Source organism: Alcaligenes sp. YSL9, assembly GCF_030515105.1.
Classification (GTDB): Bacteria; Pseudomonadota; Gammaproteobacteria; order Burkholderiales; family Burkholderiaceae_B; genus Alcaligenes; species Alcaligenes phenolicus.
Window position 1 is genome coordinate 790,189 of the sequence record NZ_JALXJU010000003.1, and the last position, 26,777, is coordinate 816,965.

Here is a 26,777-nt window from a genome sequence, read left to right on the forward strand (position 1 = left end):
GATTAACAAGAATTATCGATGATAAATTGTAAAAAAAACAAGACTTAGCAATTTAATAATCAAGTTCGATTATCGGACAAAATAAGTTTGGAGTGATTCATGAAAAAAATTCTAGCCCGTAAAGTGGCTCCTCTGCTGGCCGGAATGGGTTTGTTGTTTTGTTCCTTGGGCGCGCAAGCCGCGTATCCGGACAAGCCTATCCGTCTGGTTGTGCCCTTTACGCCGGGCGGTGTGACTGACGTGATTGCCCGAGGTGTCGCGCAGCAACTGTCCAAGGATCTGGGCCAGATCATCATTGTGGAAAACAAGCCCGGCGCCAGCGGCATTATCGCTACGGACTTCGTCGCGAAGTCTGCTCCCGATGGCTATACCGTCTTGCTGGCTGCGGTTGGTCAGGCCGTGGTGAACAACCATCTCTACAAGAAACTGCCTTACGATCCGGCGCAGGATCTGGCCGCTGTTTCTCTGGTGGCGGAAGGACAGAACGTGCTGGTGGTGAACGCCAAGCAAAGCCCGTTCAATACGGGCGAGGAGCTGATCAATCATGCTCGCGCCAAGCCCGACGATCTGACTTACGCTTCCTTTGGTAATGGCTCGTCCTCGCACCTGTCGGCCGCCGCCTTTACCACGATGGCCAATATCGACGTCATCCACGCTCCTTACCGTGGCAGCGCACCTGCCATGACTGATCTGCTGGGTGGCCACATCTCCTTCATGTTCGACAGCATGGGCACCGCAATTACGCACATCAACGCCAATACTGTACGTCCCCTGGCTGTGTCCGGTCCGGAGCGTTCCTCCTTGTTGCCAGAGGTTCCAACCTTTGCAGAGCTGGGCCTGGATCAGGGCTATAACGTGACAGCCTGGTTTGGTTTCCACGTCAGCAGCGGCACGCCTACTGAAATTATTGATCGCCTGAGCCAGGCCATGAAAACCGTCAGCGAGAACAGCGAGTTTGTTGAAACCTTCCGTCGTCAGGGCGTGGATATTATTTCCTCCACCCCTGCCGAGTACGCCGAGTTCCTGCGTCAGGAAGACGAGAAATTGGGCAGCCTGATCAAGCAAGCCAATATCACGCTGGACTAATTGTTTTTGAATGGAGCACTGTAACGTGAGCGATCAGCACGCCTCGCAGGCGACGCGTCCTGCCCCTTTGGATGGTATCCGGGTTCTGGATCTGACACGCATTCTGGCTGGCCCATGGTGCACACAGAACCTGGCCGACCTGGGGGCCAATGTCTACAAGATAGAGCGACCCGAAACCGGCGATGATACCCGCGCCTGGGGCCCGCCCTTTTTGCAGACACCTGAAAAGGAAGATACGGCTGAAGCGGCCTATTACTTGTCGGCCAACCGTAACAAGCAGTCGATCAGCCTGGATATTGCCAGCCAGGAAGGGGCGGATGTGGTGCGTGCCATGGCACGGGAATGCGACATTCTGGTGGAGAACTTCAAGGTGGGTGGTCTGGCTAAATATGGCCTGGACTACGCCAGCTTGAAAGAGATCAACCCTCGCCTGATTTATTGCTCGATTACCGGCTTTGGTCAGACAGGCCCTTATGCCGAGCGTCCGGGTTATGACTTCATGATCCAGGCCATGGGCGGCATGATGAGCCTGACGGGCGAACGTGATGACAAGCCCGGCGGTGGTCCTCAGAAAGCGGGGGTTGCCGTCGCGGACTTGATGACGGGCATGTATGCCACCAGCAGCATTCTGGCCGCCTTGTTTGAACGCTCACGCAGTGGTTTGGGGCAGCATATTGACATTGCCTTGCTGGACTGTCAGGTAGCCATGCTGGCGAATCAGAACATGAACTATCTGGTCAGTGGGCAGGCACCGAAGCGGGCCGGTAATGCACATCAGAATCTGGTGCCCTATCAGGTGTTCCCGACGGCAGATGGCCACATCATTGTGGCTATCGGCAATAACCGTCAGTTCGCGGCTTATTGCGAAGCAATTGGGCACCCGGAAATTGTTGAGGATTCGCGTTTCAACATTAACAGTCAGCGGGTCAAGCACCGGGATGAGCTGGAGCAGATTCTGAGCGCCGCGATGCAACAGCATCCTAGCGCTTACTGGCTGGAAGCACTGGACAAGATCGGTGTGCCAGCTGGACCTATCAATGATCTGCACGGCGTGTTCTCGCACCCGCAGGTTCAGGCCCGGAATATGCGTATCGAGCTGGACCACAGCCAGGCCGGCAAGGTCAGCATGACGGCCAGCCCCATGCGCTTCTCTGACAGTCCGGTGTCCTACCGCATGGCTCCGCCGCAGTTGGGTGAGCATACCGAGCAGGCGCTGGAGAGTTTGCTGGGAGCGGATAACCCGGAGCTGAAGCAGTGGCGTAACCGGAACCAGGCTTGACTAGGGTTAAAAGCCAAAGCCAAAGCCAAAGCCAAACCAGAATTTGAACCAGTGTCAGAGTAGAGGCGCAGGCCTAGTTTAGCGTTTGGACTTGTGGCAGAAGTAGTGTCTGATTGACACCGCCCCTGCTACCTGAAATACCGGTCAGACCCTGGCCTAGGCCTCGTGACTCAGTAGGGGGGAAGCTGCTTCTTACGCTTAAGGCTCAACTGAGCCTGAGCGGGTCCTATCGGTCATAGCTTAATAAATAAAAAGCCCCACTCACTTTGGATTGAATCCAAGTGAGTGGGGCTTTCTTGTATCTACACTAATTGCTGTCGCTGTCGCTGTCGCTGTCGCTGTCGCTGTCGCTGTCGCTGTCGCTGTCGCTGTCGCTGTCGCTGTCGCTGTCGCTACAAGCTTGGACTCTGTATCCCCGGTCTGTTTTCAAACCGGGGAAGGGCAGTCAATTAGCGCTGCTTGTTGCGCGCATCATTAATCGCATTGCGCGTAGCAATCGCTGCAGCTTGTGCCGCATCACGCCAGTCATCGCCTCGGCTGGCGTACAGAATGGCACGCGAAGAGTTGATCATCATGCCGTTACCTTGCGAGTCCATACCAGCAGCAACGGTGGCGACCACATCGCCACCTTGTGCGCCAATGCCGGGCACCAGCAAAGGCATATCGCCAATACGGGCACGTACCTTGCCAATTTCCTCGGGGAAGGTTGCGCCCACCACCAAAGCACATTGGCCGTTTGTATTCCATTTCTCTGCCACCAGGCTGGCTACGTGTAGGTACAGCGGCGTACCGTCGGCCATTTCCATGAATTGCAGGTCCGAGCCACCAGGGTTGGAGGTGCGGCACAGCACGATCACGCCCTTGTCCTTGTGCTCCAGGTACGGCTCTACCGAGTCAAAGCCCATGTAGGGGCTGACGGTGACGGCGTCTGCGCGGTAGCGCTCAAAGGCTTCGCGTGCGTACTGCTCGGCTGTCGAACCCACGTCCCCACGCTTGGCATCCAGAACGATGGGCAGGTGAGGGTAGCGGCTGCGAATGTAGTCGCACAGGTCTTGCAACTGATCCTCGGCACCCTGAGCGGCAAAGTAGGCAATCTGTGGCTTGATGCCACAGGTGTAGTCGGCGGTGACGTCCACAATCGCTTTGCAGAACTCATAAATCGCGCCGGGTTTGCTGGCCAGCTCCAAAGGCAGGCGGGCAGGGTCTGGGTCCAGACCCACCATCAGCATGGATTGGTTGTCCGTCCAGGCACGGTTCAGTTTTTCTATGAATGTCATGGGAATCAGGAAAGTAAACGGCTATACAAAAAGCTGAGCCAGACGGCACCAGCAAAAATAAGGGACAGCAGCACGGCAGCACTGGCCAGATCCTTGGCCCGCCCGATCAAGGGGTGGTGCTCCAGGGTAATCGTGTCGGCCAGGGCCTCCAGGGCCGAGTTCAGCAGCTCCACCACCAGCACAAAAACCAGTGTGCCCAGCAGGACCAGAATCTCCGCCGGGGTTTGCCCCAGCCAGAATGCCAGTGGCGTCAGGATGATAGCCAGCGCCAGTTCCTGGCGAAAGGCAGCCTCATGGCGCAGAGCAGCGGCCAGGCCCTGGCTGGAGTAGCGCAGGGCATTGAACAGGCGACCAACACCGCCTTTGCTTTTGAATGGAGAGTCTGACATGAAGGACGCTGCAGATTGAAGTGCCCTGATTATAGGGGTTTGCTTGGGCGAAAAAAAACCGGATGGAAAAATCCATCCGGTTTTTGTACTAAAAGCGTGGCGATCAGGGCAGAAGTGATCAATTTCCGCCCGGATCGGGGTGCTGATAAGTGGCTTAGAAGCCGCCCATACCACCCATGCCGCCCATGCCACCCATGTCAGGCATGGCTGGAGCAGGTTTGTCTTCCACGATTTCGGTCACGGCCACTTCGGTGGTCAGCAACAGGCTGGCGATCGAAGCTGCGTTTTGCAGGGCAGTGCGAGTCACCTTGGTTGGGTCCAGAACGCCTTGCTCGACCAGGTCACCGTATTCGCCAGTAGCAGCGTTGTAACCATAGGTGCCGGTGCCGCTGGCCACTTGGTTAACAACCACGCTGGCTTCTTCGCCGGCGTTGGAAACGATGGTGCGCAAAGGAGCTTCGATAGCACGCAGGATCAGCTTGATACCGGCGTCTTGGTCGGTGTTGTCGCCTTTCAGTTGGGCAACAGCTGCGCGGGCACGAATCAGAGCAACGCCACCGCCAGGAACGATACCTTCTTCGACGGCTGCGCGAGTAGCGTGCAGGGCGTCTTCAACGCGGGCTTTCTTCTCTTTCATTTCGACTTCGGTGGCAGCACCAACGCGAATCACGGCAACACCGCCAGCCAGCTTGGCCACGCGCTCTTGCAGTTTTTCACGGTCGTAGTCGGAAGTGGACTCGTCGATCTGAACGCGGATTTGTTTCACGCGAGCTTCGATGTCGGTGCCGTTGCCAGCGCCGTCGATGATCGTGGTGTTTTCTTTGGCCACTTCAATGCGCTTGGCCTGACCCAGGTCGTCCAGAGTCGCTTTTTCCAGGGACATACCGGTTTCTTCGGAGATCACGGTACCGCCAGTCAGGATAGCGATGTCTTCCAGCATGGCTTTGCGACGATCGCCAAAGCCAGGAGCTTTAACGGCGGTAGTCTTCAGAATGCCACGGATGTTGTTCACAACCAGAGTAGCCAGGGCTTCGCCTTCCACGTCTTCAGCAACGATCAGCAAAGGACGGCTGGTCTTGGCAACTTGCTCCAGTACGGGCAGCAGGTCACGGATGTTGGAGATTTTCTTGTCGAAAATCAGAACAAACGGATCGTCCAGAACAGCAACTTGCTTGTCAGCGTTGTTGATGAAGTAAGGGGACAGGTAGCCGCGGTCAAACTGCATACCTTCGACCACGTCCAGTTCGTTTTCCAGGGATTTGCCGTCTTCAACGGTAATCACGCCTTCTTTGCCCACTTTGTCCATGGCATTGGCGATGATCTCACCAATGGAGTGGTCGCTGTTGGCGGAAATGGAACCGACCTGAGCAATTTCTTTGCTGGTGGTGCAAGGACGGGACAGTTGACGCAGTTCGTCAACCACAACGCCAACGGCCTTGTCGATACCGCGCTTCAGGTCCATTGGGTTGATGCCAGCGGCAACAAACTTCAGGCCTTCTTCAACGATGGCTTGGGCCAGCACAGTAGCGGTAGTGGTACCGTCACCGGCGTTGTCGGAAGTTTTGGAAGCAACTTCTTTAACCAGTTGAGCACCGATGTTCTCGAACTTGTCTTTCAGTTCGATTTCTTTGGCAACGGACACACCGTCTTTAGTAACGGTAGGAGCGCCGAAAGAGCGGTCCAGAACAACGTTACGGCCTTTGGGGCCCATGGTGGTCTTAACAGCGTTGGCCAGAACGTTGACGCCGCGCACGATGCGGGTACGTGCGTCGTCGCCGAAGTAAACTTGTTTTGCGGTCATGGTTTGAATCCTATTGAATTTTCGTTGGCGGTACTTATTCGATCACGGCGAAGATTTCTTCTTCGCGGATCACCAGCAGCTCTTCGCCGTCGATCTTGACGGCCTGGCCGGAGTATTTGCCAAACAGAACTTTGTCGCCGACCTTCAGATCCAGCGCCAGAACCTTGCCGTCCTCGGTTTTCTTACCGGGGCCAACGGCCAGGATTTCGCCTTGATCGGGCTTTTCAGTCGCGCTCTCGGGGATAACGATACCGGAAGCGGTGGTGCGTTCGTTGTCCAGACGCTTGACGATCACACGATCGTTCAAAGGACGCAGTGCCATGGAGAAACTCCTGTTTAAAGATGACTTTAGTTGTTGGTCCGATTGTGGGGGCGAGGCGTTTTAGCACTCAACCCCTTCGAGTGCTAATTATAGGGACGACTTTTCTAATTTCAAGAGCACCAGGGTCAGGCTGTTACATATTTGTCCTGGGGCGTGAAGTAGGGGGGAGGGAAACGCCGGGTTCTGGTGCGTGTCTGGACTTGGACTCACATTAATAAGGCAAGCTCAGTTAAGCTGGGCGCTTTCGATCATGAGCGGTCGGGCATGATCGAACGCCAGGCTTTCTTTTGCCTAAAGAGATTTCCACGAAAACCAGCGCAATGTCCAACTTCAACCTATTCAATGTCTTTCTCCAACGCTGGGGGGCGCAGGCCGCTGGCAAGCCTTTCAGCACGGCGACCAGCGATCTGATGCCCGTGCGGCTGTCCGGGAAGTTGGAGGGGCAGCCGGCGATGATCAAAATCACACGAGATCTTGATGAGCGCATCGGCGGCCAAGTGCTGCAATGGTGGGCTGGCGATGGCGCGGCGCATGTATATGCGCTGGACCCAGACTCTGGAGCGTTGCTGATGGAGCGTGCAACGGGCTCCAGGGACTTATTGCGCATGGCTTTAGAAGGGGAAGATGATGCAGCGACGACCTGTATCTGCCGTGCCCTTGAGCAATTGCATTCAAACCGACCTTCGGCCCCACCTGACAATTTGCGCCCCCTGAGCGATTTTTTTGAATCGCTGGCACCGATGGCGCAGCAAGAGGGCGGTCTGATGGCTGAATGCGCACTAGTGGCCAATGAACTGCTGCGAGATCAGCGTGATCAGGTCGTTCTGCACGGGGATGCGCACCATAGCAACATTCTTGATTTCGATCAGCGTGGATGGCTGGCAATAGATCCCAAGCGCGTCACTGGTGAGCGCTATTACGACTATGTAAATGTGCTGTGCAACCCTGATCTTAAAACGAGCACCGATCCAGCGCGCTTTGCACGGCAGTTGTCGGTAGTCATCGAGGTTGCAGGGCTGGAGCGTCAACGCTTGCTCAGATGGGTCATGGCGCATGCGGCCTTGTCAGCTGCCTGGTTTCTGGAGGATGGATTGCGCACCGAGGCCAATAAAGAGTTGGCCGTTGCGGCGCTGGCTCGACGGGCCCTAGCTTGAGGGGTTCATCACTATTTCATTACCCGTACTCAAGGCGATCAGCTTGCTCATGGTGTTGAAGTTGCGTGTCGTCGCAACGACCTTGAGCTTTCTCTCGATGAAATTATTGTTGGCTTTCAGGTCTCGATACCGGGTCGCGCACACAATATAGGCGATGTCATCAATGACGCGGACCTGATCCGGTGCGTGCTCCAGGGCGTGGAAGGCATGCAGCAAGACGCTATCTGCTGGGGAGCGCAGCAGGGTGAAATGTAGCTGGCTGGGGCTTTCGTCCTTGAAAGGATTGTTCGCCATCACCCGCATGAAATAAGCCGGTGTTCGGGCAATGACCTGAATATCTCCGCCCAGCTTGTTCTTGATAGTGTGGTGAACCAGTTGCTCCAACTCCGGCTGTTCCAGCTCTGTGGACACAATCACATTGCCGCTTTGTATATAAGTCCGGACCTCTTTCAGACCCGCTGCTTCCAGGGCTGCGCGTAGTGGTGCCATCAATACCTTGTTCTTGCCGGTGGGCATGAGGCCGCGCAATAAAAGAATCTGTGTATTCATGGTGTGTGCTGGCCGTGAAGTTGGGGTGTTGCCGTGCAGGCGGGAGTTTCAGTGCGCCATTTTATGCTGTGTTAAAAAACAGTAGTGAGTTTAGTTTTCAAGGCTCGTCAGTCTGCACTGTGTGAGCATCACGGCTGGTTGGTGCAGATGTGGCGTCGGCGGTTTGGCGGTAATACGGACCCGGGCGCATGACGCTTTCGTGAGGAGCCTCATCAAAAAAACAGGCCGATTTCCCTAGGAATTCGGCCTGTTTCTTGTTGGGCTGATGGCATTTGGATGTGGCGAGTTATTCAGCCTGGTGCAGTAGCCTGCAGATTGCTTAATCCGTCTTTACGTCATTTAAGCCCGTTTGCCCAAACCCGGTGCCGGTGTCGTTGGCAGCAAAGGATCAATCGCACGACACAGAGCCAGCAACTGATCATCTGCACCGATATCGGCCTCAATCAACATCCCTACTGGCAGACCACCCGACAGACCGATAGGCAGTGAGATGCCCGGTGCGCCCAGGTTCGAACCCAGGTCGGTACGCGAGATGTAAGTGTTGAAGGTAGGTACTGCCTTGCCGTTCATCATGGTGGTTTCATCATCGCCAATCGGGCAGGCGGTCAGCGGGCTGGTCGGGAAGATCAAGCCACTGACATTGGACTGGCGCAGCAGGTCTGCATAGGCCTGTTGCATCAGGGGGCGGTCTACATTCAGCGCTTCTTCGTAGGCTTCCTGGCTGATGGTGTAGTCGCCCGTAATGGCGTCGAAAATCTCTTTCACATCGGGGCTGTGAATGCCAGCAATCAACTCGTCCAAGCTAATGTCGTACTTGTTTTCGGCCAGGTACAAAGGCAGGTTCTGCAAGGTTTCATACAGCACAATCGGCATGCCGACGCGGGCATTGATCTTCAGAACCGGAGACAGGTCTACATCGACCAGCGTGACACCGGCTTTTTGCAAATCATCCAGAAACGCCAGGGTCACGTTGGCCACACCGGCATCCATATCCTTCCAGAAGCTGTCACGGGGTACGCCCAGACGTAGTTCCTTCAAGGAAGGAGTGGCAATCACAGTAGGGGCCTTCTGGCAGAGCAGGCTGTCCAGCAAGCTGATGTCAGCCAGACTGCGAGTCATGGGGCCTGCTGTATCGCGGGTAGGGGACAAAGGCACAATGCCCTGGCCCGAATAACGGCCCACTGTAGGACGGAAACCGTACAGGCCGCAAAGCGCGGCAGGTAAACGCACCGAAGCGCCCGTATCCGTGCCCAGGCCAGCTGGAAACTGACGAGCTGCCACAACCGTTGCAGTGCCACCGGAAGAGCCGCCGGGAATACGACTTGGATCATAAGGGTTGCGACTGGGGCCCGTAGTAGCGTTATTGGTCGTAATCCCAAAAGCCAGTTCGTGCATCACGGACTTGGCGGGCAGCACGGCACCGGCCTTGCGCAATTGTGCGACTACATCTGCATCTTTCAGGGGCACGCGACCTTGCAGGGCGCCGGTGCTGGACGTGGTGGGCATGTCCGTGGTGTTCAGGTTGTCTTTCATCACCAAAGGCACACCGTCCAGCGCCAAGGCTTCGCCACGGGCGCGGCGTGCGTCAGACTGATCGGCTTGCTGGTAAAACAGCTCTGAATTCAAATGTGCCAGACCGCCCAAATGGGCCAATTCTTGTGATTGTTTGAGCAGCTCGTCGGCAATCTCACGGGCGCTGAACTGGCTTTTTTCCAGACCTGCCAGTAGTTCGCTGGCGCTAAGTTCGGTAAGTGACATGGGGTCTCCTGGGGAGGCGTGAACGCCCCCGGCTTTTGCTGTGATAGTCCTATCAATCAGCCTCTAACGGGGCTGTCTTGAAAAAAGAGACTGTAAGGGTATCAGCAAGCAGGAGGAATAACTCAGGACGCCTTCCAAACGACCTTGTTGCGGCCAGCATGCTTTGCTTCGTACAAAAGCCGGTCAGCTTGCTCAATGGCCTGGTTGATGTCGCCATTGCTGTTTAGCTGAACCACACCGAAACTGGCCGTCAGCGTATGCGCCGTGGCGGGGATATGCAGATTCATCACACTGCTGCGCAAACGCTCGGCAACCAGCACGGCGGTATGCAAGCTGGTGCTGCGTATCAGCAAGACAAACTCCTCGCCCCCAAAGCGGGCTGCCAAATCGTCCTGGCGAACCGTGCGAGCCAGTAAGGCCCCGAACTCCTTCAAGGCCCGATCGCCCGCCACATGGCCCCAGGTGTCATTGACCATCTTGAAGTGGTCCAGATCGCAGGTCATGACCGCCCAGCCGCTATGTCCATACAGCTCCAGCCGTTTTTTGACCTGCTCGAAAAAAGCACGACGGTTCAACAAACGGGTCAAAGGGTCCCGGCTGCGCTCATGATCCAGCGTCTGCACAATCGACATGGCCGTACTGGTCAAAATAGCCAGCGCGACCCAAATGCTGATGAACATATTGGTCGCCAGCATCAAGAGCCAAAACCCGGAGCGGGTCAGCTCTGGCTGCATCTCGCGAGGGATCAGTGTGGCCAGCGCAAATACACGAACAAAGGCATAAAGCAAGGCTGTCAGGTAAGAGGCCCGCAACAGCGTTGCCAAAGGAATCGTGCGTGACCTGCCGGACAAGATCGACTTGATGGGCAAAGCAACCAACAAGGCCAGGCCCCAGTTCAGAATTTGTAAACGCAGCCAGAGATCATCATCAATCTGGGAAAAATAAAAAAGCAGCCCCAGCGTGACGAGGACGATTATTCCAGCCAATCTGGGATGAGCACGTCCGCCAAAACGTAAAGCGACCCCATGAGACAAAGCCCAGACACCATATAAATACATAGCCGACAAGGGCAGAGTCCAGCGGGCGAGTTGCTCATTGGGCATCAGGCTATGGATCCCCATAGGAATAGCCGTGGAGATATATCCCGAGGCAATCCAGAGCAGGTAACGGTGATCGCGTAGACGGCTCCAGCAGTAAATCATCGCGATGCCCAGCAATGCCGCGCAGGCAGGGACGATCAGAACGAAATACTGGTTGGGAGAGGACACGGTGTGTTCGCGTGCATTAAGAAGAGTTGAAAACTGGCGTTACAACAATTGTAACGATATTGCTGCAGGGCAGACGCTTATCGATTGAGAACAAACAGTTTAATCAGAGAAAAGAAGAAGTTTTGATCTGCTTTATGAGCCGGTTTCCGTTAAGGGAAGGCTGCGCAGAATGAGAAGGACAGACAAGGGGAAGGATTGTTTACCTAAGCTAAACAAAAAATCAGGAATACTTTTCAAAACCACACCGAAAACAGACAGTTGAGACAGCCCACCTCCAACTGTATTTTTCATGGCAGGAAATTGAGCCACGAAAAATACCCCTGAATCCATCATCAATTAGCTCATAGAGCGGCATCACAGTTACGTTTCGCCCTTAAATTGCTCATGATGCCAGCCACTTGGAGCCCTGCCTGGGTGTCGGGGCGATTCAGAGTACTTGTCGCGGTCAGGAGATAGCGTAGGGATGCAAGCGCCCTGTTGTTTGACCGGGGCGCTTGTGGTTCGTCCGGGGGACGAACCACCCCGGGAGTTCAGGGTGCGCCCGTAGCTATCTCCTGACAAGGGCACCGGTGCGCAGCACCGGCAAGTGCTCAGCCCGGACACCCAGGCAGGGCTCCAAGTGGCGTCTTTCTGCCAAGGTGGAGTACTGAACAAACAACATTACGCCAGCAAACGGCAAGGCAACCCAAGCGTTCTATTGGGTTGTTTAATTTCCGAGCTGACATATGACCTTAAAAAGACATATATCTTCTCTTACCTGCGTTTATTTTCAGAGCACCAGAACAGCAAAAAGAAGCGGGGGGAGCGCTCAAACGGCCCCCCCCATCTTCAAAACAGCTCGTCCGCAATTACTGCGCCGTCTCAACCAGCACCAGCTCCGCATCCTCCAGCGCCTGAATTTCCAGCGTCGTTTCATTGCGAATCGCCGCCCCATCACGGGCATTCAACTCCAGACCATTTACCGAAACCCGCCCTGTGGCAGGCACCAGATAAGCCAGATGCTCGGCAGGCAAAGACAGAGTCGTGCTTTGACCTTTCTTCAAGGTCGCTCCCAGCACACGGGCCTGGGCACGAATCGGCAAAGCCTCTGCGTCACCTTCAAAACCACTGGCCAGGGCGACAAACTGCCCCGAACGCCCATCCTTGGGGAAAGGCTTGGCACCCCAGGCTGGCGGTAAACCACGACGCTCTGGCTGAATCCAGATCTGGAAGATCCGTGTCGTCCCGCTTTCCAGGTTGTACTCCGCATGGCGAATACCCGTGCCGGCACTCATCACCTGCACATCACCGGCTTCAGTACGACCCTTATTGCCCAAACTGTCCTGGTGGCTGATCGCCCCTTCACGCACATACGTAATGATCTCCATATCGGCATGATCGTGAGGTGGAAACCCGGTGTTGGACGCAATCGTGTCGTCATTCCAGACACGCAGGGCACCCCAGCTCATGCGAGCGGGATCGTAGTAATTAGCAAAAGAAAAATGGTGCTTGGCGTCCAGCCAGCCGTGGTTGGCGCCGCCCAGTTCATTAAAAGGCCGATGTTCAATCATGATGCGCTCCTTAATATTGGATACTAAAAAGAATTCTAGGCGTCTTGCTGATTGAATAAAATAGAATCAATAGCATAGAATTCATTCCAAAAACGACATGAAAACATTACCGGATCTACAAGCCTGGGCCATCTTTGCCACTGTGGCGGAAACCGGCTCCTTTGCCCAGGCAGCCGAAGTTCTGGGCCTGTCACAACCTACTGTCTCCAAGGCAATCACCCGGCTGGAAAAACAGCTGCATGTGTCCCTGTTCCACCGTACCTCCCGACGCCTGTCCCTGACAGAAACCGGGCAGGCCAGCCTGGAACAGGCCCAAGCCGTTCTGGCTGCCGGACAAAACGCGGAAGCCCTGGCACGCGACCAGAAAGAAAGCCTGCAGGGACGTATCAAGATTGCTGCCCCCATGTCCTTCGGGCTGGAGCATCTGGCCCCTTTGCTGCCCGCCTTCATGGAAAAGCACCCGGCCGTGCTGCTGGATCTGCACTTTAACGACGCTCAGGTCAACATCGTGGAACAAGGTTTCGACATGGCCTTGCGTATCTCGACCATGGATGATTCCAGCCTTCTGGTGCGCCGTCTGTGCAATTTGCGCCTGCGGCTGGTTGCCGCCCCCAATTACCTGGCCAAGTACGGCAGACCCTCACACCCCAGCGACCTGGCTCAGCACATGAGCCTGCGCTACGCCTACGAGCGACGCGGCAGTGTCTGGCGCTTTCAGCAAGGGCAGGAGTATTACTCCCAAACCGTGCCCTGCGCTTTGCAAGTCAACAATGCCCAGGCCCTGATCCCACCCTTGCTTCAGGGCCTGGGGCTTAGCGTGCTGCCTCAATTCCTGCTGGGCGATATGGTCGAGCAAGGCCAGTTGGAAATCGTGTTACCGCAATGGGATTTGCCCAGCCTGACCTTGCATCTGCTGACGCCTCCGGGCCGCTCGCGCTCGGCTCGTGTGCAAGCTTTTATCGATTTTCTGGTCGCGGGATTTGAACAGGCCGCCTGGGCCGATACCGGCCAGTAAGAGACTGCTTACGTTTTGCCGCTAGACTGTCTGGTCCACTCTTGTTTTCTAGGAGATCACTATGGATACACGTCCTCCCTTGCCACCTTTCGATCTGGAGAGTGCCCGCCAGAAAGTGCGTGCCGCCGAGGATGCCTGGAATAGTCGTGACCCGGTCAAGGTTTCGCAGGCATATACCGTGGATACGCGCTGGCGCAATCGCAGCGAGTTTCCGCAGGGGCGAGATCAGGTTCAATCTTTTTTAGAACGCAAATGGCAAAAAGAGCGTGAATACCGCTTGATTAAAGAAATCTGGGCCTGGCATGAAAATAGAATTGCCGTGCGCTTTGCTTATGAATGGCAAGATGAATACGGTCAGTGGTGGCGCAGTTACGGAAATGAAAATTGGGAATTTGACGAGCATGGCTATATGGCGGTGCGCCATGCCAGCATTAATGATGTGGCAATTACAGAATCCGAACGCAAGTTCCGTTGGCCCTTGGGGCGGCGCCCCGATGAGCATCCGGGTTTGAGTGATCTTGGCCTTTAATTAGACCTGGGTGGCTGATCCTGGATACGCTCAGATTGCGGTGGTTCGGGACGAATAAGCCACCACGGAAATAAAAATCCGGTTTGCATTTGGCTAAACCGGATTTTTTTTAATATTTAATCTTTATGCTTCATTCTTCATGGTCTGGAAAGAATAAAGGGCGAAATATTGAAGTTTCCCTGTTCGCAATCAAAGACACACGCTTGGATAAATGGTTTAGTGTTGGGTTAGCCTTCGTTCATCTCCAAGGAGTCTTCTATCATGAATCACCCTGCTGGCCCGGATACGGCCGCCGTGGATCGCACTGGGCCTTCCAGTCATTATTCCCGATTGATCGAGCAAGCTCGCAAAGAGCACAGTCGAATTTGTGTGGTGGCTCATCCCTGCGATGATGTGTCCCTTGGAGCCGCCTTGCAGGCACGGGCCCAAGGCCTGTTCGAGATCGTGCTGGTTGGCCCGCAGGCCCGTTTGCATTCCGTAGCGGCAGAGCATGGTTTAAGCCTGGAAGGGGTCACCTTGATTGATACCCCCCACAGCCATGCCTCGGCAGAGCGAGCCGTAGAGGAAGTGCTGGCCGGCCGTGCCCAGTTGCTGATGAAAGGCAGCCTGCATACGGATGAACTGATTCAGGCCGTGCTGTGCACCCAGGGCAAAGGTTTGCGGACTGGTCGCCGTTTGAGCCATGTTTTCATCATGGATGTGCCCAGCTATCCGGAGCCCTTGTTTGTGACGGACGGCGCCATCAATATTTTCCCCGATCTGAGCACCAAGGCGGATATTGTGCAAAACGCCATTGATCTGCACCACGGGCTGGGCTTGGGCAAACCGTTGGTCGCCATCCTGTCTGCGGTCGAGCAAGTGACCGAAAAAATCCCGACCACGCTGGAAGCGGCTGCCTTGTGCAAGATGGCTGATCGCGGCCAGATTACGGGCGGTGTGCTTGACGGCCCCTTGGCGCTGGATAACGCTATCAGCCCCGAGGCGGCGCGCATCAAAGGAATTGTGTCGCCCGTTGCGGGCAAGGCGCAGATTCTGGTGGCCCCTGATCTGGAGGCCGGCAATATGCTGGCCAAAAATCTGACCTTCCTGTCCGGCGCCCAGGCTGCCGGTATCGTGATGGGGGCTCGTGTGCCTATCATTCTGACCAGCCGAGCCGATAGCGCCCAGACCCGCATGGCCTCTTGCGCCGTTGCCAGCCTTTACGCGGGCTATCTGGAACGTAAAGTTGCTGTGGAGGCTGCGCACTAATGAGCGAGCAGATTCTGGTCATTAACGCAGGCAGCTCCAGCCTGAAGTTTCATATGTACAAGGTCCAGCCGGGTGACCATCTGGATTTTGAGTTTGGCGGTCAGGTTTCGGGCATTGGCAGTAGCCAGCCAGCCTTCAAAGTTAAAGATGCCCAGGGCCAATCCATGGTCAAGCAGGATCTGGATGGCGAGCAGGCCAGGGACCTGCATACAGCGCAGGCTTTGGTGGCGCGCTGGCTGCTGGAGCATGTGGATGGTCGGCCTATTGCCGTTGGCCACCGTATTGTGCACGGGGGCGCCCGCTACGACAGCAGCGTACCCTTGACCCCGCAGGTGCTGGAGTATCTGGACAGCCTGTCACCCTTGGCACCACTGCATCAGCAGAACAATCTGGCTCCTGTTCGCGTGATCTTCGAGCACTACCCGGAAATCTTCCAGGTAGCGTGTCTGGATACGGCCTTCCATCAAGGACATGCCCCGCATTTGCAGCATTTTGCATTGCCTGGTCGGTTCTTTGAACAGGGCGTGCGCCGCTACGGTTTCCACGGCCTGTCCTATCACTATATTTCCCAGCACCTGCGTCGCGAAATTCCCGAACTGGCTGACGGGCGCGTCGTCGTTGCCCATCTGGGTTCCGGAGCATCGGCTTGCGCCTTGAAAGAAGGCCGCAGCGTTCACACCACTATGGGCTTTACGGCGCTGGACGGCTTGCCTATGGGGACTCGTCCGGGGCGTCTGGATGCCGGTGTCGTGCTGTGGATGCTGGAGCAGGGCATGGAGCACGACGAGATCCAGTCCGTGCTCTACACCCAATCCGGCCTGAAAGGCTTGTCCGGCGATCAAGCGGATATGCGTGCGCTGGAAGCTTCCGATGATCCTCGTGCCAAGCTGGCGGTGCAGTACTTCTGCTATCACACGGCAGAGAATCTGGCGGGTTTGTGCGTTGCCTTGAAGGGGCTGGACGCCTTGGTCTTCACGGCGGGGATTGGCGAGCACAGCCCGTCTATTCGGGCAGGCATCGCCAAGCACCTGGAGTGGATGGGGGTGGAGATTGATCCGGCTCGTAATCAGGCAGGGGAAACCGTGATTTCTACCGACAGCAGTGCCGTGCGTGTATTGGTGATTCCAACCAACGAGGAACTGATCATTGCTGAACAGTCCCTCGCCTTGGTGCGTGCCAAACAGTAGGCCCGCTACACGTTTTTAGGCGGTTTTTTGAACCAGACCGGCAGCCACGGTCTGGTTCGTGCTGGGGTCGATCAAGATAAAGGAGCCCGTGCTGGAGTGATCCTGATAATCGTCCAGCACCAGCGGGTCACGGCTGACCAGACTGACACGACCAATATCATTCAGGGATAAGCTGCCAGTGGCTTGCTGCTCTTGCAGGCTATGTACATCGCGCAAGGCATGAACGGCTTGCACCTTGGCTTGGGTCAGGCGTGTGCCTTGTTTTAACCAGTAAGAGCGGGTGGTGTTCAAGGCCTGCTCGTCCAGCCAGCACAGCTGCGCATCAAAGTGTTTGCTGGTGCTTACTTCTTCATGGGCCAGTGTCAGCAAATCGCCCCGTGAAATGTCCAGTTCACGATCTAGCACTACAGTCACGGCGTCCCCGTCGCTGACAGAAGTTTGTTCTGTGCCCGCGCGAAACAGCTGTGTGATCACCGCCGTTTTTCCGCTAGGCCATACCTGAACGCTATCGCCCACCTGGATGCGGCCGCCACTGAGCTGACCGGCGTAGCCACGGAAGCCATCAGCACGGCTGCCGCCATGACGCGCCACCCATTGCACAAACAAACGGGCAGGGCGCTGAATGTTCTCGCGCAGATCCAGCGATTCCAGCAAAGGCAGCAGTGGCAAACCTTGATACCAAGGCGTATGTGGCGAAGCCTGGGTGATGTTCTCGCCCTTCAGGGCCGAGAGCGGAATGATATGAAAGTGTTCAATCCCCAACTGGGTAGCCAGTTGGCGATAGGCTTCATGGATGCGGTCGAACACGGCTTGGTCCCAATCGACCAGGTCCATCTTGTTCACCGCCACCACGATATGACGCAGGCCCAGCAGCTTGGCAACGGTGCTGTGGCGCTTGGTCTGGGTCAGCAGTTCACCGTCCTTGGCGCGGTGCGCATCAATCAGAATGATGGCGGCCTGGGCGGTGGAGGCGCCCGTAATCATGTTGCGGGTGTACTGCTCGTGACCGGGGGTATCGGCCACGATGAATTTGCGTTTGGGGGTCGCGAAGTAGCGATAGGCCACGTCAATCGTGATGCCTTGTTCGCGCTCGGCTTCCAGGCCGTCGGTCAGCAGGGCCAGATCGGGTTCGGCGTCCTCTCCACGCTTGTATTTGGAGCGCTGGATGGCCGCAATCTGGTCGGCAAACACGCCCTGGCTGTCTACCAGCAAGCGGCCAATCAAGGTGGATTTTCCGTCGTCCACGGAGCCAGCGGTAATCAGACGCAGCACGCCTTGATCGGCAGCCTGCAGCCAGGCGTCATTGACTGTGTTCATTAGAAATATCCTTGTTTCTTGCGGTGTTCCATGGAGGCTTCGGACGTCTGGTCATCCATGCGGGTCGCACCACGCTCGGTAATGGTGGCCAAGGCGGTCTCAGCAATAATGTCTTGCACGGACGCGGCAGTAGAGAGCACCGGGCAGGTGCAGGAAATATCGCCTACGGTGCGGAAACGCACATCGCGCCATTCGGAGGTTTCCCCATCCAGCAACGGAGTCAATGGCGTGATGGGTACGATCAGCCCCTGACGCTCCACCACTTCGCGCGAGTGGGTGTAGTAGATGGATGGCAGATCAATGGCCTCACGCTGGATGTATTGCCACACGTCCAGCTCGGTCCAGTTGGAAATCGGGAAGACGCGCAGGTTCTCGCCCTTGTGAATACGGGTATTGAACAAGTGCCACAGCTCGGGGCGTTGCGCTTTGGGGTCCCATTGGCCGAATTCGTCGCGAAAAGACACGATACGTTCTTTGGCGCGGGCTTTTTCCTCGTCACGGCGGGCGCCACCGAAACAGGCATCAAAGCCAAACTCGGCAATCGCTTCCAGCAAGGTGACGGCTTGGGCCCCGTTGCGGCTGGCGGTTTCATTGCGCAGCACCACGGTGCCGCGCGCGATGGAATCCTCCACGCTGCGCACAATCAGTTCGGCGTTCAGCTCGGCGGCGCGGCGATCCCGAAATTCGATCACTTCCGGGTAATTGTGGCCGGTGTCCACATGCATCAAGGGAAACGGCAGCGGGCCGGGCGCAAAGGCTTTCTGGGCCAATTGCAGCAGCACAGCGGAGTCCTTGCCGCCGGAGAACAGCAGCACGGGTTTTTCAGCTTCAGCCGCGATTTCACGCAGAATAAAAATGGCCTCGGCTTCCAGCCAGTCCAGATGAGTACGGGTAGAGAGTGGTTCGCCCATGGGGTTCCTTCAGGTGTTGACACTGCTATTCAGATTGCTGGCATGCAGGCCGCATTCCAGGCTGTCGCGCTGTTCCCACCACCAGCGCCCGGCGCGCACGTCCTCACCGGGGCGAATGGCGCGCGTACAGGGCTCGCAACCTATGGAGGGGTAGCCCTGGTCGTGCAGCGGGTTGTAGGGGATGCTCAAGCCACGGATCACGGCCCAGACATCGTCCTGCGTCCATTCGATCAAGGGATTGAATTTCTGCAGCCCAAAGACGCTGTCGTATTCCTTGCTGGACAGTTCGGTGCGGCTGGCTGTTTGTTCGCGGCGCTGACCGGTAATCCAGGCTGATCGGCCTTGCAAGGCACGACGCAGTGGCTCTACCTTACGGATCGCGCAGCATTCTTTGCGCAGCTCCACACTTTCGTAAAAAGCGTGTGTGCCATGAGTGCTGACGTGTTCCTGCACCCGGTCCGGATCCGGGTGAAAAAACAGGATGGGGCGTTCGTAGTGCTGCTGGATGTCCCGCCCCAGCTGCAAGGTCTCTTCGTGCAGACGACCAGTATCCAGGGTGACGGTTTGCAACTCGGGGGTGTAGATTGACATGGCATGAAACAGCACCATGTCTTCCGCAGCCAGAGAACTGGCCAGAACGGCATCCGTGTGTTCGCGCGCGATGTATTGCAGATCGTCGCGCAGCTGTTTCCACAGCATCAGTGGCCGGGCGCTCAGGGCAAGCGCGGCAGGGGCTTGGGCGGGCATGATCAGATGTCCTTGCGGCAATACCAGTACCGGCCCTGCTCAAAACGGAGTCACGTGGGCCGCGCTATCGCCTTTACATGGTTCATGAAGTGATGAGCCAGTGTGCTTGCGCGAGCCCTCGCTGGGAACGAAGTATTAGTTAGGTGAATATGCCCTTGCTGTATTTAGCCGCCTTGTCATTGTGTTTTCAGGCGCGTCGGCTGGCGGCAATAATGGCGATGATGACGATGCAGGACAGCCAGGTCAGCAGGTCCACTTGCTCGCTTAACCATACCGCCGAGATCAGCACGGTCAGGAAGGGTTGGGCCAGTTGTACCTGACCAATACGGGCCACACCACCCATGGCCATGGCCTTGTACCAGGGGAAGAAACCCAGCAAGGAAGAGAACAGGGCCAGGTAGAGCAGAGCCATGACAGATTGGGAAGAGGGCATTTCTGTCATGGGAAAAGTCAGCCACAAGGTGGCAGGAATGGTCAGCGGCAAGCTGGCTGCCAGGCACCAGCAGATGGTGCGCCAGCCACCCAGGGTACGGGCAACACGCCCCCCTTCGGCATAGCCTACGCCAGACATGAATACCGCCAGAGCCAACCAGATATCGCCGGTTTGCAGGGCGCCCTCACCAATATAAAAAGCGTAGAGCAGCACCAGGATGGCACCCAGCAGGCTCAGCATCCAGAAGCGACGGCTCAAGGGTTCACCGCTACGGGCGGAGGCAACAATGGCGGTTGCCAAAGGAATCAGCCCGCTTAATACGGCCCCGTGCGAGGAAGGCACGGTCTGCATGGCAATCGAGGAAAACACGGGCCAGCCTACGATTACACCCGTACAGGACAGGGCGATGCCGCGCCATTCCGACGCCGTGGGGCGACGGCTGCGGGTCGCCAGCAAGATGATGGCCGCAAACACCCCCGCGATACTGGCTCGTGCCATTCCGACCAGCCAAGGGTCAAAGCTTTGCACCGCCAGCCGTGTCATGGGCAAGGTGAAGGCAAAGACGGTAACCCCGATAAAAGCGTAGAGATAGATCAGCAATGCTGGGGCGGTACTGGGCATGGGAAGACTGGTGCTGCGGCTCATGAAAATCACCACGGATAAGAAATAGGTTTATCACAGCTTTGAGCTTAAAATAAATAAACAATACAGTTGCGATACAGTTCATCAATCAGTCGGTCAAGCTGTACTGGTCAAACTTCCGCTACAGTCGGTTTTCTCGCTTGGAGCTCAGCATCATGGAATGGTTGGATTGGCAGCCCGTGCGCGGTTCGGACGTGACACTTAGCGATCAACTGGTCGCCTGGGTGCAGCAGGCCCTGCATTTGCGGTATCGGGGCGGCAGTCGCTTACCCTCTGTGCGCCGGTTGGCGCAGTCTGCCGGGGTCAGTACGCATACTGTTGTGGCCGCGTACGACAAGTTGATGGCCTTGGGCTTGGTGGAGTCCCGGCCCGGTTCCGGTTTCTTTGTGCGGGTGCGCAGCCCTCGACGCCTGCGTTCCGAATCCCTGCATGTAGAAAAGAATGAGCCGCGCAAAATAGATGTGAACTGGATGTTGAACAGTTTCATGGGGCATAGCGACAGCGCGGGCATTCCCAGTCAGTGGCTGGATAACGAGATGATTCTGGCGGCCTTGCGGCAGGTCAGCCGTAGCGCCGGCTCCAACTTGCTGGGCTATGGGCATTCGCATGGCTACAGGCCCTTGCGTCAGCACATTGCGGGACAGCTGGAAGATAGCGGCATACAGGCAGATCCTGATACGCAGCTTTTATTGTGCAGTGGTGTTACGCAGGCGCTGGATTTGCTTCTGCGCCATTGGCTACGGCCTGGTGATGCGGTTATTGTGGAAGATCCGGCCTGGTATCTCTTGTTTGCTCGCCTGGCGGTGGTGGATGTGCGAGTGCTGAGTGTGCCACGCCGCGCAGATGGCCCGGACCTGGCGGTACTGGAACAACTGGCGCGCGAGCATCGTCCACGTCTGGTCATTTTGAATACCGTGGTGCATAACCCCACCGGCTTTAGCTTGAGTCCGGCGGTGGCGCACAGCATTCTGACTTTGGCCCAGACCTGGGACTTCCACATTATTGAAGACGATACCTATAGCGAGCTGCACGCCAATCCTGCCTGCCGTCTAGCGCAATTGGATCAGTTGAATCGGGTGACATTGGTGGGGGGCTATTCCAAAGTCATGGCAGCTGGTTTGCGGGTGGCCTATATGGCAGCAGCTCCCGAACTACTGCAGTCTTTGGTGAATCTGAAAATGCTGGCAGGGCTGACGTCACCGGAGCTGGGTGAGCGGGTCATTCACCGGGTGCTGGTAGATGGACCCTATCGCAAACACCTGGAGCGGTTGCGCCGTCACGCCAACGCCGACAGGCATAAAACCCTGGAGCAATTGGCGCATGTAGGCCTGGCGCCGGACGCACCACCCCAGGCGGGCATGTTTGTCTGGGTGGATACGGGTGTGGATACGGAAAGTCTGGTGCGCGCTTTGGGGCGACCAGGGCATTTATTGGTGCCGGGGGCCTTGTTTTCCCCGCAACAGCAACCATCTACATATATGCGTATTAATGTTTCTTTAGGCGACGATGCGCAGTTTTGGCAGGATTTTTCCCGTTGTTTGTTCAACGCCAAGCAGTCCTCCAGCCCCGTGCCCAGCGAAGTAGCCTTATAGCTTGAACGCTGATAGTTGCACTGTCATCTAGCTCTGTTAGCATAAGTTTGTGCGACGCATAGAAAGAAGTTTTTATGCGACGCGCGATAGCTAATAGCAATGAACGTTATTGCATTAATCAATTTTACTAATCGGCAGTGGCTTCCTATAATGGCTTTACTGTCAATGATTAATCACTCACCGGAGCAAATATGTCTTTGATCAACACCGTCATCAAACCTTTTAAAGCACAAGCTTTTCACAACGGCAAATTTATCGAAGTCAGCAACGAAACCGTTGCCGGTAAGTGGGCTGTTTTCGTTTTCTACCCAGCCGACTTCACGTTTGTTTGCCCAACCGAACTGGAAGACCTGGCTGACCACTATGCCGAATTCCAGAAAATGGGCGTAGAAATTTACTCGGTGTCCACCGACACTCACTTTGCTCACAAAGCATGGCACGACACTTCGGAAGCCATCAGCAAAGTTAACTACCCAATGATCGGTGACCCAACTCATCAGCTGTCGCGCAACTTTGACGTGCTGATCGAAGAGGAAGGTATCGCTCTGCGCGGTACGTTCGTGGTGAACCCAGAAGGCGAAATCAAGGTCCTGGAAATCCACGACAACGGTATCGGCCGTGTGGCTTCCGAACTGCTGCGCAAAGTTAAAGCCGCTCAGTACATCGCCGCTCACCCCGGTGAAGTTTGCCCAGCTAAATGGGAAGAAGGCGCCAAGACGCTGACTCCTTCCCTGGATCTGGTTGGCAAGATCTAAGACCTTTTAAACACGGGTCTTTAGCGGTGGTCGGCGCGCTGCGCCGCCACCCCGGTGCCTGACCGGTTCAGGCACCTCAAGTTGTTTCGTTCAGTACAGGATAAAGGGCGTTTCACATGTTAGATGCAAACATCAAAACTCAATTGAAGGCATACCTCGAGAAGATCACGCAACCGATCGAGATCGTTGCGACGCTGGATACTGGCGCCAAGTCCGTCGAGCTGCGCGAACTGTTGCAAGAAATTGATGGTCTGTCCGACAAGACCAGCTATCGCGAAGATGCGGATGCGCAAGAGCGCAAGCCTTCCTTCCAAATTAACCGTCCCGGTACCGACATTAGCGTGAGCTTTGCGGGTATCCCGATGGGACACGAATTTACCTCTTTGATCCTGGCCCTGCTGCAAGTGGGTGGCCACGAGATCAAACTGGATGCCGCTGTGATTGAGCAGATCCGTAATCTGCCCGGCGACTTTGTTTTTGAAACGTATTTCTCGCTGTCGTGCCAGAACTGTCCTGACGTGGTGCAGGCCTTGAACGCCATGTCCGTGATCAACCCACGTATCAAGCACGTGGCGATTGACGGTGCCCTGTTCCAGGACGAGGTTCAGCAGCGCAACATCATGTCGGTTCCGGCCGTGTTCTTGAATGGCGAAATGTTCCATCAAGGCCGTGCCAGTGCTGAAGAGTTGCTGGCCAAACTGGATACGGGCGATAACTCGGCTCGTGCCGAAGCCTTGAACGCCAAGGACGAGTTTGATGTGCTGATTGTGGGTGGTGGTCCTGCAGGTGCTGCCGCTGCTGTGTACGCCGCTCGCAAGGGTATTCGTACGGGTGTATTGGCCGAGCGTTTTGGTGGTCAGGTTCTGGACACCATGTCGATCGAGAACTACATCTCGGTGGTCGAGACTAATGGTCCTGCGTTTGCAACGGCGCTGGAGCAGCACGTCAAAGCCTACGATGTGGACATCATGAATCTGCATCGTGCCCAAGGCATTCGCCGTGAAGGCAAGCAGGTCATTGTGGATGTGGATGGCGGTGCTCAGCTCAAGGCCAAGTCCGTGATTCTGGCTACTGGTGCCCGCTGGCGCGAACTGAATGTGCCTGGTGAGCAGGATTACCGTAACCGTGGTGTGGCGTACTGCCCGCACTGTGATGGTCCTTTGTTCAAGGGCAAGGATGTGGCGGTGGTTGGCGGTGGTAACTCCGGCGTTGAGGCGGCAATTGACCTGGCTGGTTTGGTCAAGCACGTTACCTTGATCGAGTTCGGTGATGCCTTGCGTGCTGACCAGGTCTTGCAGACCAAGCTGCGCAGCTTGCCTAATGTGACGATCATCATGCAGGCTCAGACCACTGAAGTTCTGGGTGATGGCACCAAGGTAGTGGGTCTGAATTACCTGGACCGTGCTACTCAGGAAGCCAAGAGCCTGAAGCTGGATGGTGTGTTCGTTCAGATTGGTCTGGTGCCCAACACGGAATGGTTGAAGGGCAGCGATGTGGGGCTGTCGCGTCATGGCGAGATCGAGGTTGATGCTCGTGGTGCGACTTCGCTGGCTGGTGTGTTTGCAGCGGGTGACGTAACGACCGTTCCTTTCAAACAGATCATTATTGCTGCAGGTGAAGGTGCCAAAGCTGCTTTGAGCGCATTTGATTACCTGATCCGTAGTTCGGCTGAAGTTGAAGAGCCGGTTGCAGAGAAAGTGACTGCTTAATTATTTCTGATTGTTGGACCTGGCTGTTCAAGAGGGCCACCCTGTTTGGGGTGGCTCTTTTTTTTGTCTGAGGGTGGGGTGACAAGTAGTTGTTGTGTATCGGGAGTGCTTCAGCATTGATTGGGTGCTTTGAGAAAAGTCGTCTCAGGAAAGACGCCGCTCAAGCCGTCTGCCCCTGCCTCGGGGCTTGACTACTTGCCGGTGCTGCGCACCGGTACCCTTGTCTGTTCTGGAATCCGGGCGCCCTGTGAACTCCCGGGGTACTTGGTCCCCCGGACCAAGTACAAGCGTCCCGCTCGAACAACACAGGGCTTGCATCCCGGATTCCAGAACAGCCCGCGGCAAGCAGTCTGAATCGCCCCGAGGCAGGGGCAGACGGCTTGAGCGGCTCGATGCATGAGATGGCGCGATTTTTCAGTCGTTTCATGTACGAGAAATTGGCAGGGATGTGGAACAAAAGAGGTGTTTGATTTCCTACGTTCCATGTGGAGACAACTGGCGGTTTGTGATGTGTTCTGAGCAGATGGTCATGAGCCTGCCAACTAGCTGTTGATGGACGCTAAATTGGCGGGGTTTCTTGTTTTCTGTTGGTCTACCTTCCTTCCTGTCTGCTTGCCTATTTGGCTGTCTGTCCATTTATTTCTTCGTGTTTACTTGTCAGTCGATCTGCTTGTCTGGCAACTAAGCACCTACCCGCCCACATGTTTTTTGATGCAGTGGCCAATCATGATCATCTTGCTCTAATTTGAATGTGCTGATGCTGATTTGTGATTCAGCTCTACATGTAAATACTTCCTCACTGCATGCACCGTCTCAGGCTTAGAAGTTGGCTTGATGCTTGCTGACGCTATAAACCACTGCTGCGGCCTGCGGGGGCGCGGGGCGATTCAGACTACTTGCCGCGGTCAGAAAGACAGGACGGGATGCAAGCATTCTGCTGTTTGAGCGCGACGCTTATAGCTCGTCCGGGGGACGAGCTATCGCGCGAGTTTAGAATGCGCCCGTCCTGTCTTTCTGACAAGGGTACCGACGCGCAGCGTCGGCAAGTGGTCAAGCCCGGCGCCCCTGCAGGCCGCAGCAGTGGTGCTTTACAGAGATTGCCTATGCATTAATCCAGGCTCTTCCAAACCGAAGCGACGTCACATAAGAAAGACATGCTCCTGCATGTACATAGCAATTCAATGCGATTGGGCCGGCCTTGGCCTAGTGTCGAGTACACGATGAGTATTCAAGGGCTAATAAATAGTCCTGCTATAAATCCCCTTCAAGCTCAGGCCAGTTCCCGCCCAATACATCCGCACAGACCTGTAGCCATGCTCTGGCCGCCTGCGACAGATACCGCCCATTCCACAGTAGCGCCACTTCCCAGTTCAATGCCGGTTCCACTACTTCTTTGGCAACCCAGTCCCCCGGTTCCAGCCGAGAAAGAAACGGCTGGGGCAACAAAGCGACTCCCATTCCCGCCTGTGCCATGGAAGCCACCCAATCCCATTGATTGCTCTGGGCAGCAATATTCGCCCGCAAGCCCGCATGGGCGAAAGCACGCCGCAACATACGGGTCAGGGCATAGTCTTCGCCCAGGAAAATCAAAGGATGCTTTTCCAACTCCCGTAGCTTGATCTTCTTTTGCGCACCGGCCAGCGTATCTTTATGGCCAATCGCCCAAACCGCATGCTTGGCCACGGGGGTAGCCGATACATTCAGCTCCGGCCCCAAAGGCAGAATACTCAGCCCCATTTCAACCGTGCCCGCCGCAACCATGCGCTCAATCCCCATGCCGGTTTCTTCATGCAGAATCAACTCGATCTGCGGATGCCGGTTTTTGAAAGTCTTGAGCACTTCCGTAAACAGCACATTAATCATGGGCGGAATACCCAGATCCAGGCGGCCGCGTTGCAAGGCCTGAACTTCGTGAACCTCTCGCAGCAAGCCCTGCATGCTCTGCAGAACTTCCTGCCCCCGCTCCAGCACCACCTTGCCACAATCAGTCAGCTGTAATTGACGGTGATCACGAATCAGCAGGGGCTCGCCCAGCTCATCTTCCAGCTGCTTCACCATCTTGCTGATGGTCGATTGCGTCACGTTCAGGCTCTGCGCAGCTTGCGTAAAGCTTTGATGTTTAACGGTTTCAATGAAGTATCGCAAGGATCGGATGTCCATGATTGGCAGGCCTTTTATCTATGACTTCTACGACTTCTTGGGAGTTATTTTATTCATTATGGCGATGCTATGCTGGCTTTGTTCAAAAAACATAAACGC

Annotated in this window: 24 protein-coding genes; 10 read left to right on the forward strand and 14 right to left on the reverse strand. The window is 56.0% G+C overall.

The window, feature by feature from the left end; translation table 11 throughout:
* Positions 1–99 precede the first annotated feature (99 nt).
* Together M2Q46_RS16180 and M2Q46_RS16185 are read left to right on the forward strand one after the other, a co-directional pair.
* Positions 100–1,086 (forward strand): tripartite tricarboxylate transporter substrate binding protein, encoded by a 987-nt coding sequence (locus M2Q46_RS16180; protein ID WP_115634356.1) that lies wholly within the window; start codon positions 100–102, stop codon positions 1,084–1,086.
* 10 nt (positions 1,087–1,096) lie between these two features.
* Positions 1,097–2,365, forward strand: a complete 1,269-nt coding sequence (locus M2Q46_RS16185; RefSeq protein WP_060186606.1) for a CaiB/BaiF CoA-transferase family protein — start codon at positions 1,097–1,099, stop codon at positions 2,363–2,365.
* A gap of 449 nt (positions 2,366–2,814) precedes the next feature.
* Here the strand turns inward: M2Q46_RS16185 and pyrF are convergent, their stop codons facing one another.
* From pyrF to M2Q46_RS16205, 4 genes are all read right to left on the reverse strand, one after another.
* Positions 2,815–3,642, reverse strand: coding sequence for an orotidine-5'-phosphate decarboxylase (pyrF, locus tag M2Q46_RS16190; protein WP_026485466.1), 828 nt, complete (start codon positions 3,640–3,642; stop codon positions 2,815–2,817).
* Positions 3,643–3,647: 5 nt separating this feature from the next.
* Positions 3,648–4,031: a diacylglycerol kinase gene (locus M2Q46_RS16195; protein WP_302357630.1), complete on the reverse strand. Its 384-nt coding sequence runs from the start codon at positions 4,029–4,031 to the stop codon at positions 3,648–3,650.
* Between the two features lie 154 nt (positions 4,032–4,185).
* Complete coding sequence (gene groL / locus M2Q46_RS16200; RefSeq protein WP_026485468.1) at positions 4,186–5,832, reverse strand: chaperonin GroEL; 1,647 nt, start codon at positions 5,830–5,832, stop codon at positions 4,186–4,188.
* Between the two features lie 34 nt (positions 5,833–5,866).
* On the reverse strand, positions 5,867–6,154 hold the full coding sequence (locus tag M2Q46_RS16205) for a co-chaperone GroES (RefSeq protein WP_009454802.1): 288 nt from the start codon (positions 6,152–6,154) through the stop codon (positions 5,867–5,869).
* 287 nt (positions 6,155–6,441) lie between these two features.
* Between M2Q46_RS16205 and M2Q46_RS16210 the strand changes: the two genes are divergently transcribed.
* Positions 6,442–7,308, forward strand: a complete 867-nt coding sequence (locus tag M2Q46_RS16210; protein WP_302357631.1) for an aminoglycoside phosphotransferase family protein — start codon at positions 6,442–6,444, stop codon at positions 7,306–7,308.
* On the opposite strand, the gene M2Q46_RS16215 is transcribed toward M2Q46_RS16210, so the two are convergent.
* The 5 genes from M2Q46_RS16215 to M2Q46_RS16235 all read right to left on the reverse strand — a co-directional run bounded on the left by M2Q46_RS16215 (position 7,300) and on the right by M2Q46_RS16235 (position 12,433).
* The gene (locus M2Q46_RS16215) at positions 7,300–7,857 is read right to left on the reverse strand and encodes a DUF1697 domain-containing protein (RefSeq protein ID WP_302357632.1); all 558 of its coding nucleotides are present in this window, start codon (positions 7,855–7,857) and stop codon (positions 7,300–7,302) included. The genes M2Q46_RS16210 and M2Q46_RS16215 overlap by 9 nt on opposite strands.
* A gap of 339 nt (positions 7,858–8,196) precedes the next feature.
* Positions 8,197–9,615 (reverse strand): indoleacetamide hydrolase, encoded by a 1,419-nt coding sequence (iaaH, locus tag M2Q46_RS16220; RefSeq protein ID WP_302357633.1) that lies wholly within the window; start codon positions 9,613–9,615, stop codon positions 8,197–8,199.
* Positions 9,616–9,737: 122 nt separating this feature from the next.
* Positions 9,738–10,883, reverse strand: a complete 1,146-nt coding sequence (locus M2Q46_RS16225; RefSeq protein WP_302357634.1) for a diguanylate cyclase — start codon at positions 10,881–10,883, stop codon at positions 9,738–9,740.
* Between the two features lie 132 nt (positions 10,884–11,015).
* Positions 11,016–11,216, reverse strand: a complete 201-nt coding sequence (locus tag M2Q46_RS16230; protein WP_009454811.1) for a hypothetical protein — start codon at positions 11,214–11,216, stop codon at positions 11,016–11,018.
* A gap of 515 nt (positions 11,217–11,731) precedes the next feature.
* Positions 11,732–12,433 carry a pirin family protein gene (locus M2Q46_RS16235; RefSeq protein ID WP_060186610.1) on the reverse strand — a complete coding sequence of 234 codons (702 nt, stop codon included), beginning with the start codon at positions 12,431–12,433 and terminating at the stop codon, positions 11,732–11,734.
* A 97-nt stretch (positions 12,434–12,530) separates the two neighbouring features.
* Between M2Q46_RS16235 and M2Q46_RS16240 the strand changes: the two genes are divergently transcribed.
* The 4 genes from M2Q46_RS16240 to M2Q46_RS16255 all read left to right on the forward strand — a co-directional run bounded on the left by M2Q46_RS16240 (position 12,531) and on the right by M2Q46_RS16255 (position 16,412).
* A complete protein-coding gene (locus M2Q46_RS16240) occupies positions 12,531–13,448 on the forward strand; it encodes a LysR family transcriptional regulator (protein ID WP_239054597.1) in 918 nt (305 codons plus the stop codon).
* A 61-nt stretch (positions 13,449–13,509) separates the two neighbouring features.
* Complete coding sequence (locus M2Q46_RS16245) at positions 13,510–13,977, forward strand: nuclear transport factor 2 family protein (RefSeq protein ID WP_060186612.1); 468 nt, start codon at positions 13,510–13,512, stop codon at positions 13,975–13,977.
* Positions 13,978–14,238: 261 nt separating this feature from the next.
* Complete coding sequence (locus M2Q46_RS16250; RefSeq protein WP_009454816.1) at positions 14,239–15,225, forward strand: phosphate acetyltransferase; 987 nt, start codon at positions 14,239–14,241, stop codon at positions 15,223–15,225.
* The gene (locus M2Q46_RS16255; RefSeq protein WP_137431228.1) at positions 15,225–16,412 is read left to right on the forward strand and encodes an acetate/propionate family kinase; all 1,188 of its coding nucleotides are present in this window, start codon (positions 15,225–15,227) and stop codon (positions 16,410–16,412) included. Before M2Q46_RS16250 ends, M2Q46_RS16255 begins: the two co-directional genes overlap by 1 nt.
* A 15-nt stretch (positions 16,413–16,427) precedes the next feature.
* Here M2Q46_RS16255 and M2Q46_RS16260 read toward each other — a convergent pair whose 3' ends face one another.
* The 4 genes from M2Q46_RS16260 to M2Q46_RS16275 form a co-directional block, all read right to left on the reverse strand.
* Positions 16,428–17,729 (reverse strand): sulfate adenylyltransferase subunit 1, encoded by a 1,302-nt coding sequence (locus M2Q46_RS16260; RefSeq protein WP_060186614.1) that lies wholly within the window; start codon positions 17,727–17,729, stop codon positions 16,428–16,430.
* On the reverse strand, positions 17,729–18,640 hold the full coding sequence (cysD, locus tag M2Q46_RS16265; protein ID WP_009454833.1) for a sulfate adenylyltransferase subunit CysD: 912 nt from the start codon (positions 18,638–18,640) through the stop codon (positions 17,729–17,731). Before cysD ends, M2Q46_RS16260 begins: the two co-directional genes overlap by 1 nt.
* A 9-nt stretch (positions 18,641–18,649) precedes the next feature.
* Positions 18,650–19,387 (reverse strand): phosphoadenylyl-sulfate reductase, encoded by a 738-nt coding sequence (locus tag M2Q46_RS16270; RefSeq protein WP_153230905.1) that lies wholly within the window; start codon positions 19,385–19,387, stop codon positions 18,650–18,652.
* A 187-nt stretch (positions 19,388–19,574) separates the two neighbouring features.
* On the reverse strand, positions 19,575–20,465 hold the full coding sequence (locus tag M2Q46_RS16275; protein ID WP_226349426.1) for a DMT family transporter: 891 nt from the start codon (positions 20,463–20,465) through the stop codon (positions 19,575–19,577).
* Positions 20,466–20,617: 152 nt separating this feature from the next.
* On the opposite strand from M2Q46_RS16275, the gene M2Q46_RS16280 reads away from it, so the two are divergent.
* The 3 genes from M2Q46_RS16280 (at position 20,618) to ahpF (ending at position 24,518) form a co-directional block, all read left to right on the forward strand.
* Positions 20,618–22,054 (forward strand): PLP-dependent aminotransferase family protein, encoded by a 1,437-nt coding sequence (locus M2Q46_RS16280; RefSeq protein WP_115634349.1) that lies wholly within the window; start codon positions 20,618–20,620, stop codon positions 22,052–22,054.
* Positions 22,055–22,245: 191 nt separating this feature from the next.
* Complete coding sequence (ahpC, locus tag M2Q46_RS16285) at positions 22,246–22,809, forward strand: alkyl hydroperoxide reductase subunit C (RefSeq protein ID WP_009454841.1); 564 nt, start codon at positions 22,246–22,248, stop codon at positions 22,807–22,809.
* Between the two features lie 116 nt (positions 22,810–22,925).
* Positions 22,926–24,518, forward strand: a complete 1,593-nt coding sequence (gene ahpF, locus M2Q46_RS16290) for an alkyl hydroperoxide reductase subunit F (RefSeq protein ID WP_115634348.1) — start codon at positions 22,926–22,928, stop codon at positions 24,516–24,518.
* Positions 24,519–25,769: 1,251 nt separating this feature from the next.
* Here the strand turns inward: ahpF and M2Q46_RS16295 are convergent.
* On the reverse strand, positions 25,770–26,678 hold the full coding sequence (locus M2Q46_RS16295; protein WP_083054460.1) for a LysR family transcriptional regulator: 909 nt from the start codon (positions 26,676–26,678) through the stop codon (positions 25,770–25,772).
* Positions 26,679–26,777: the final 99 nt, after the last annotated feature.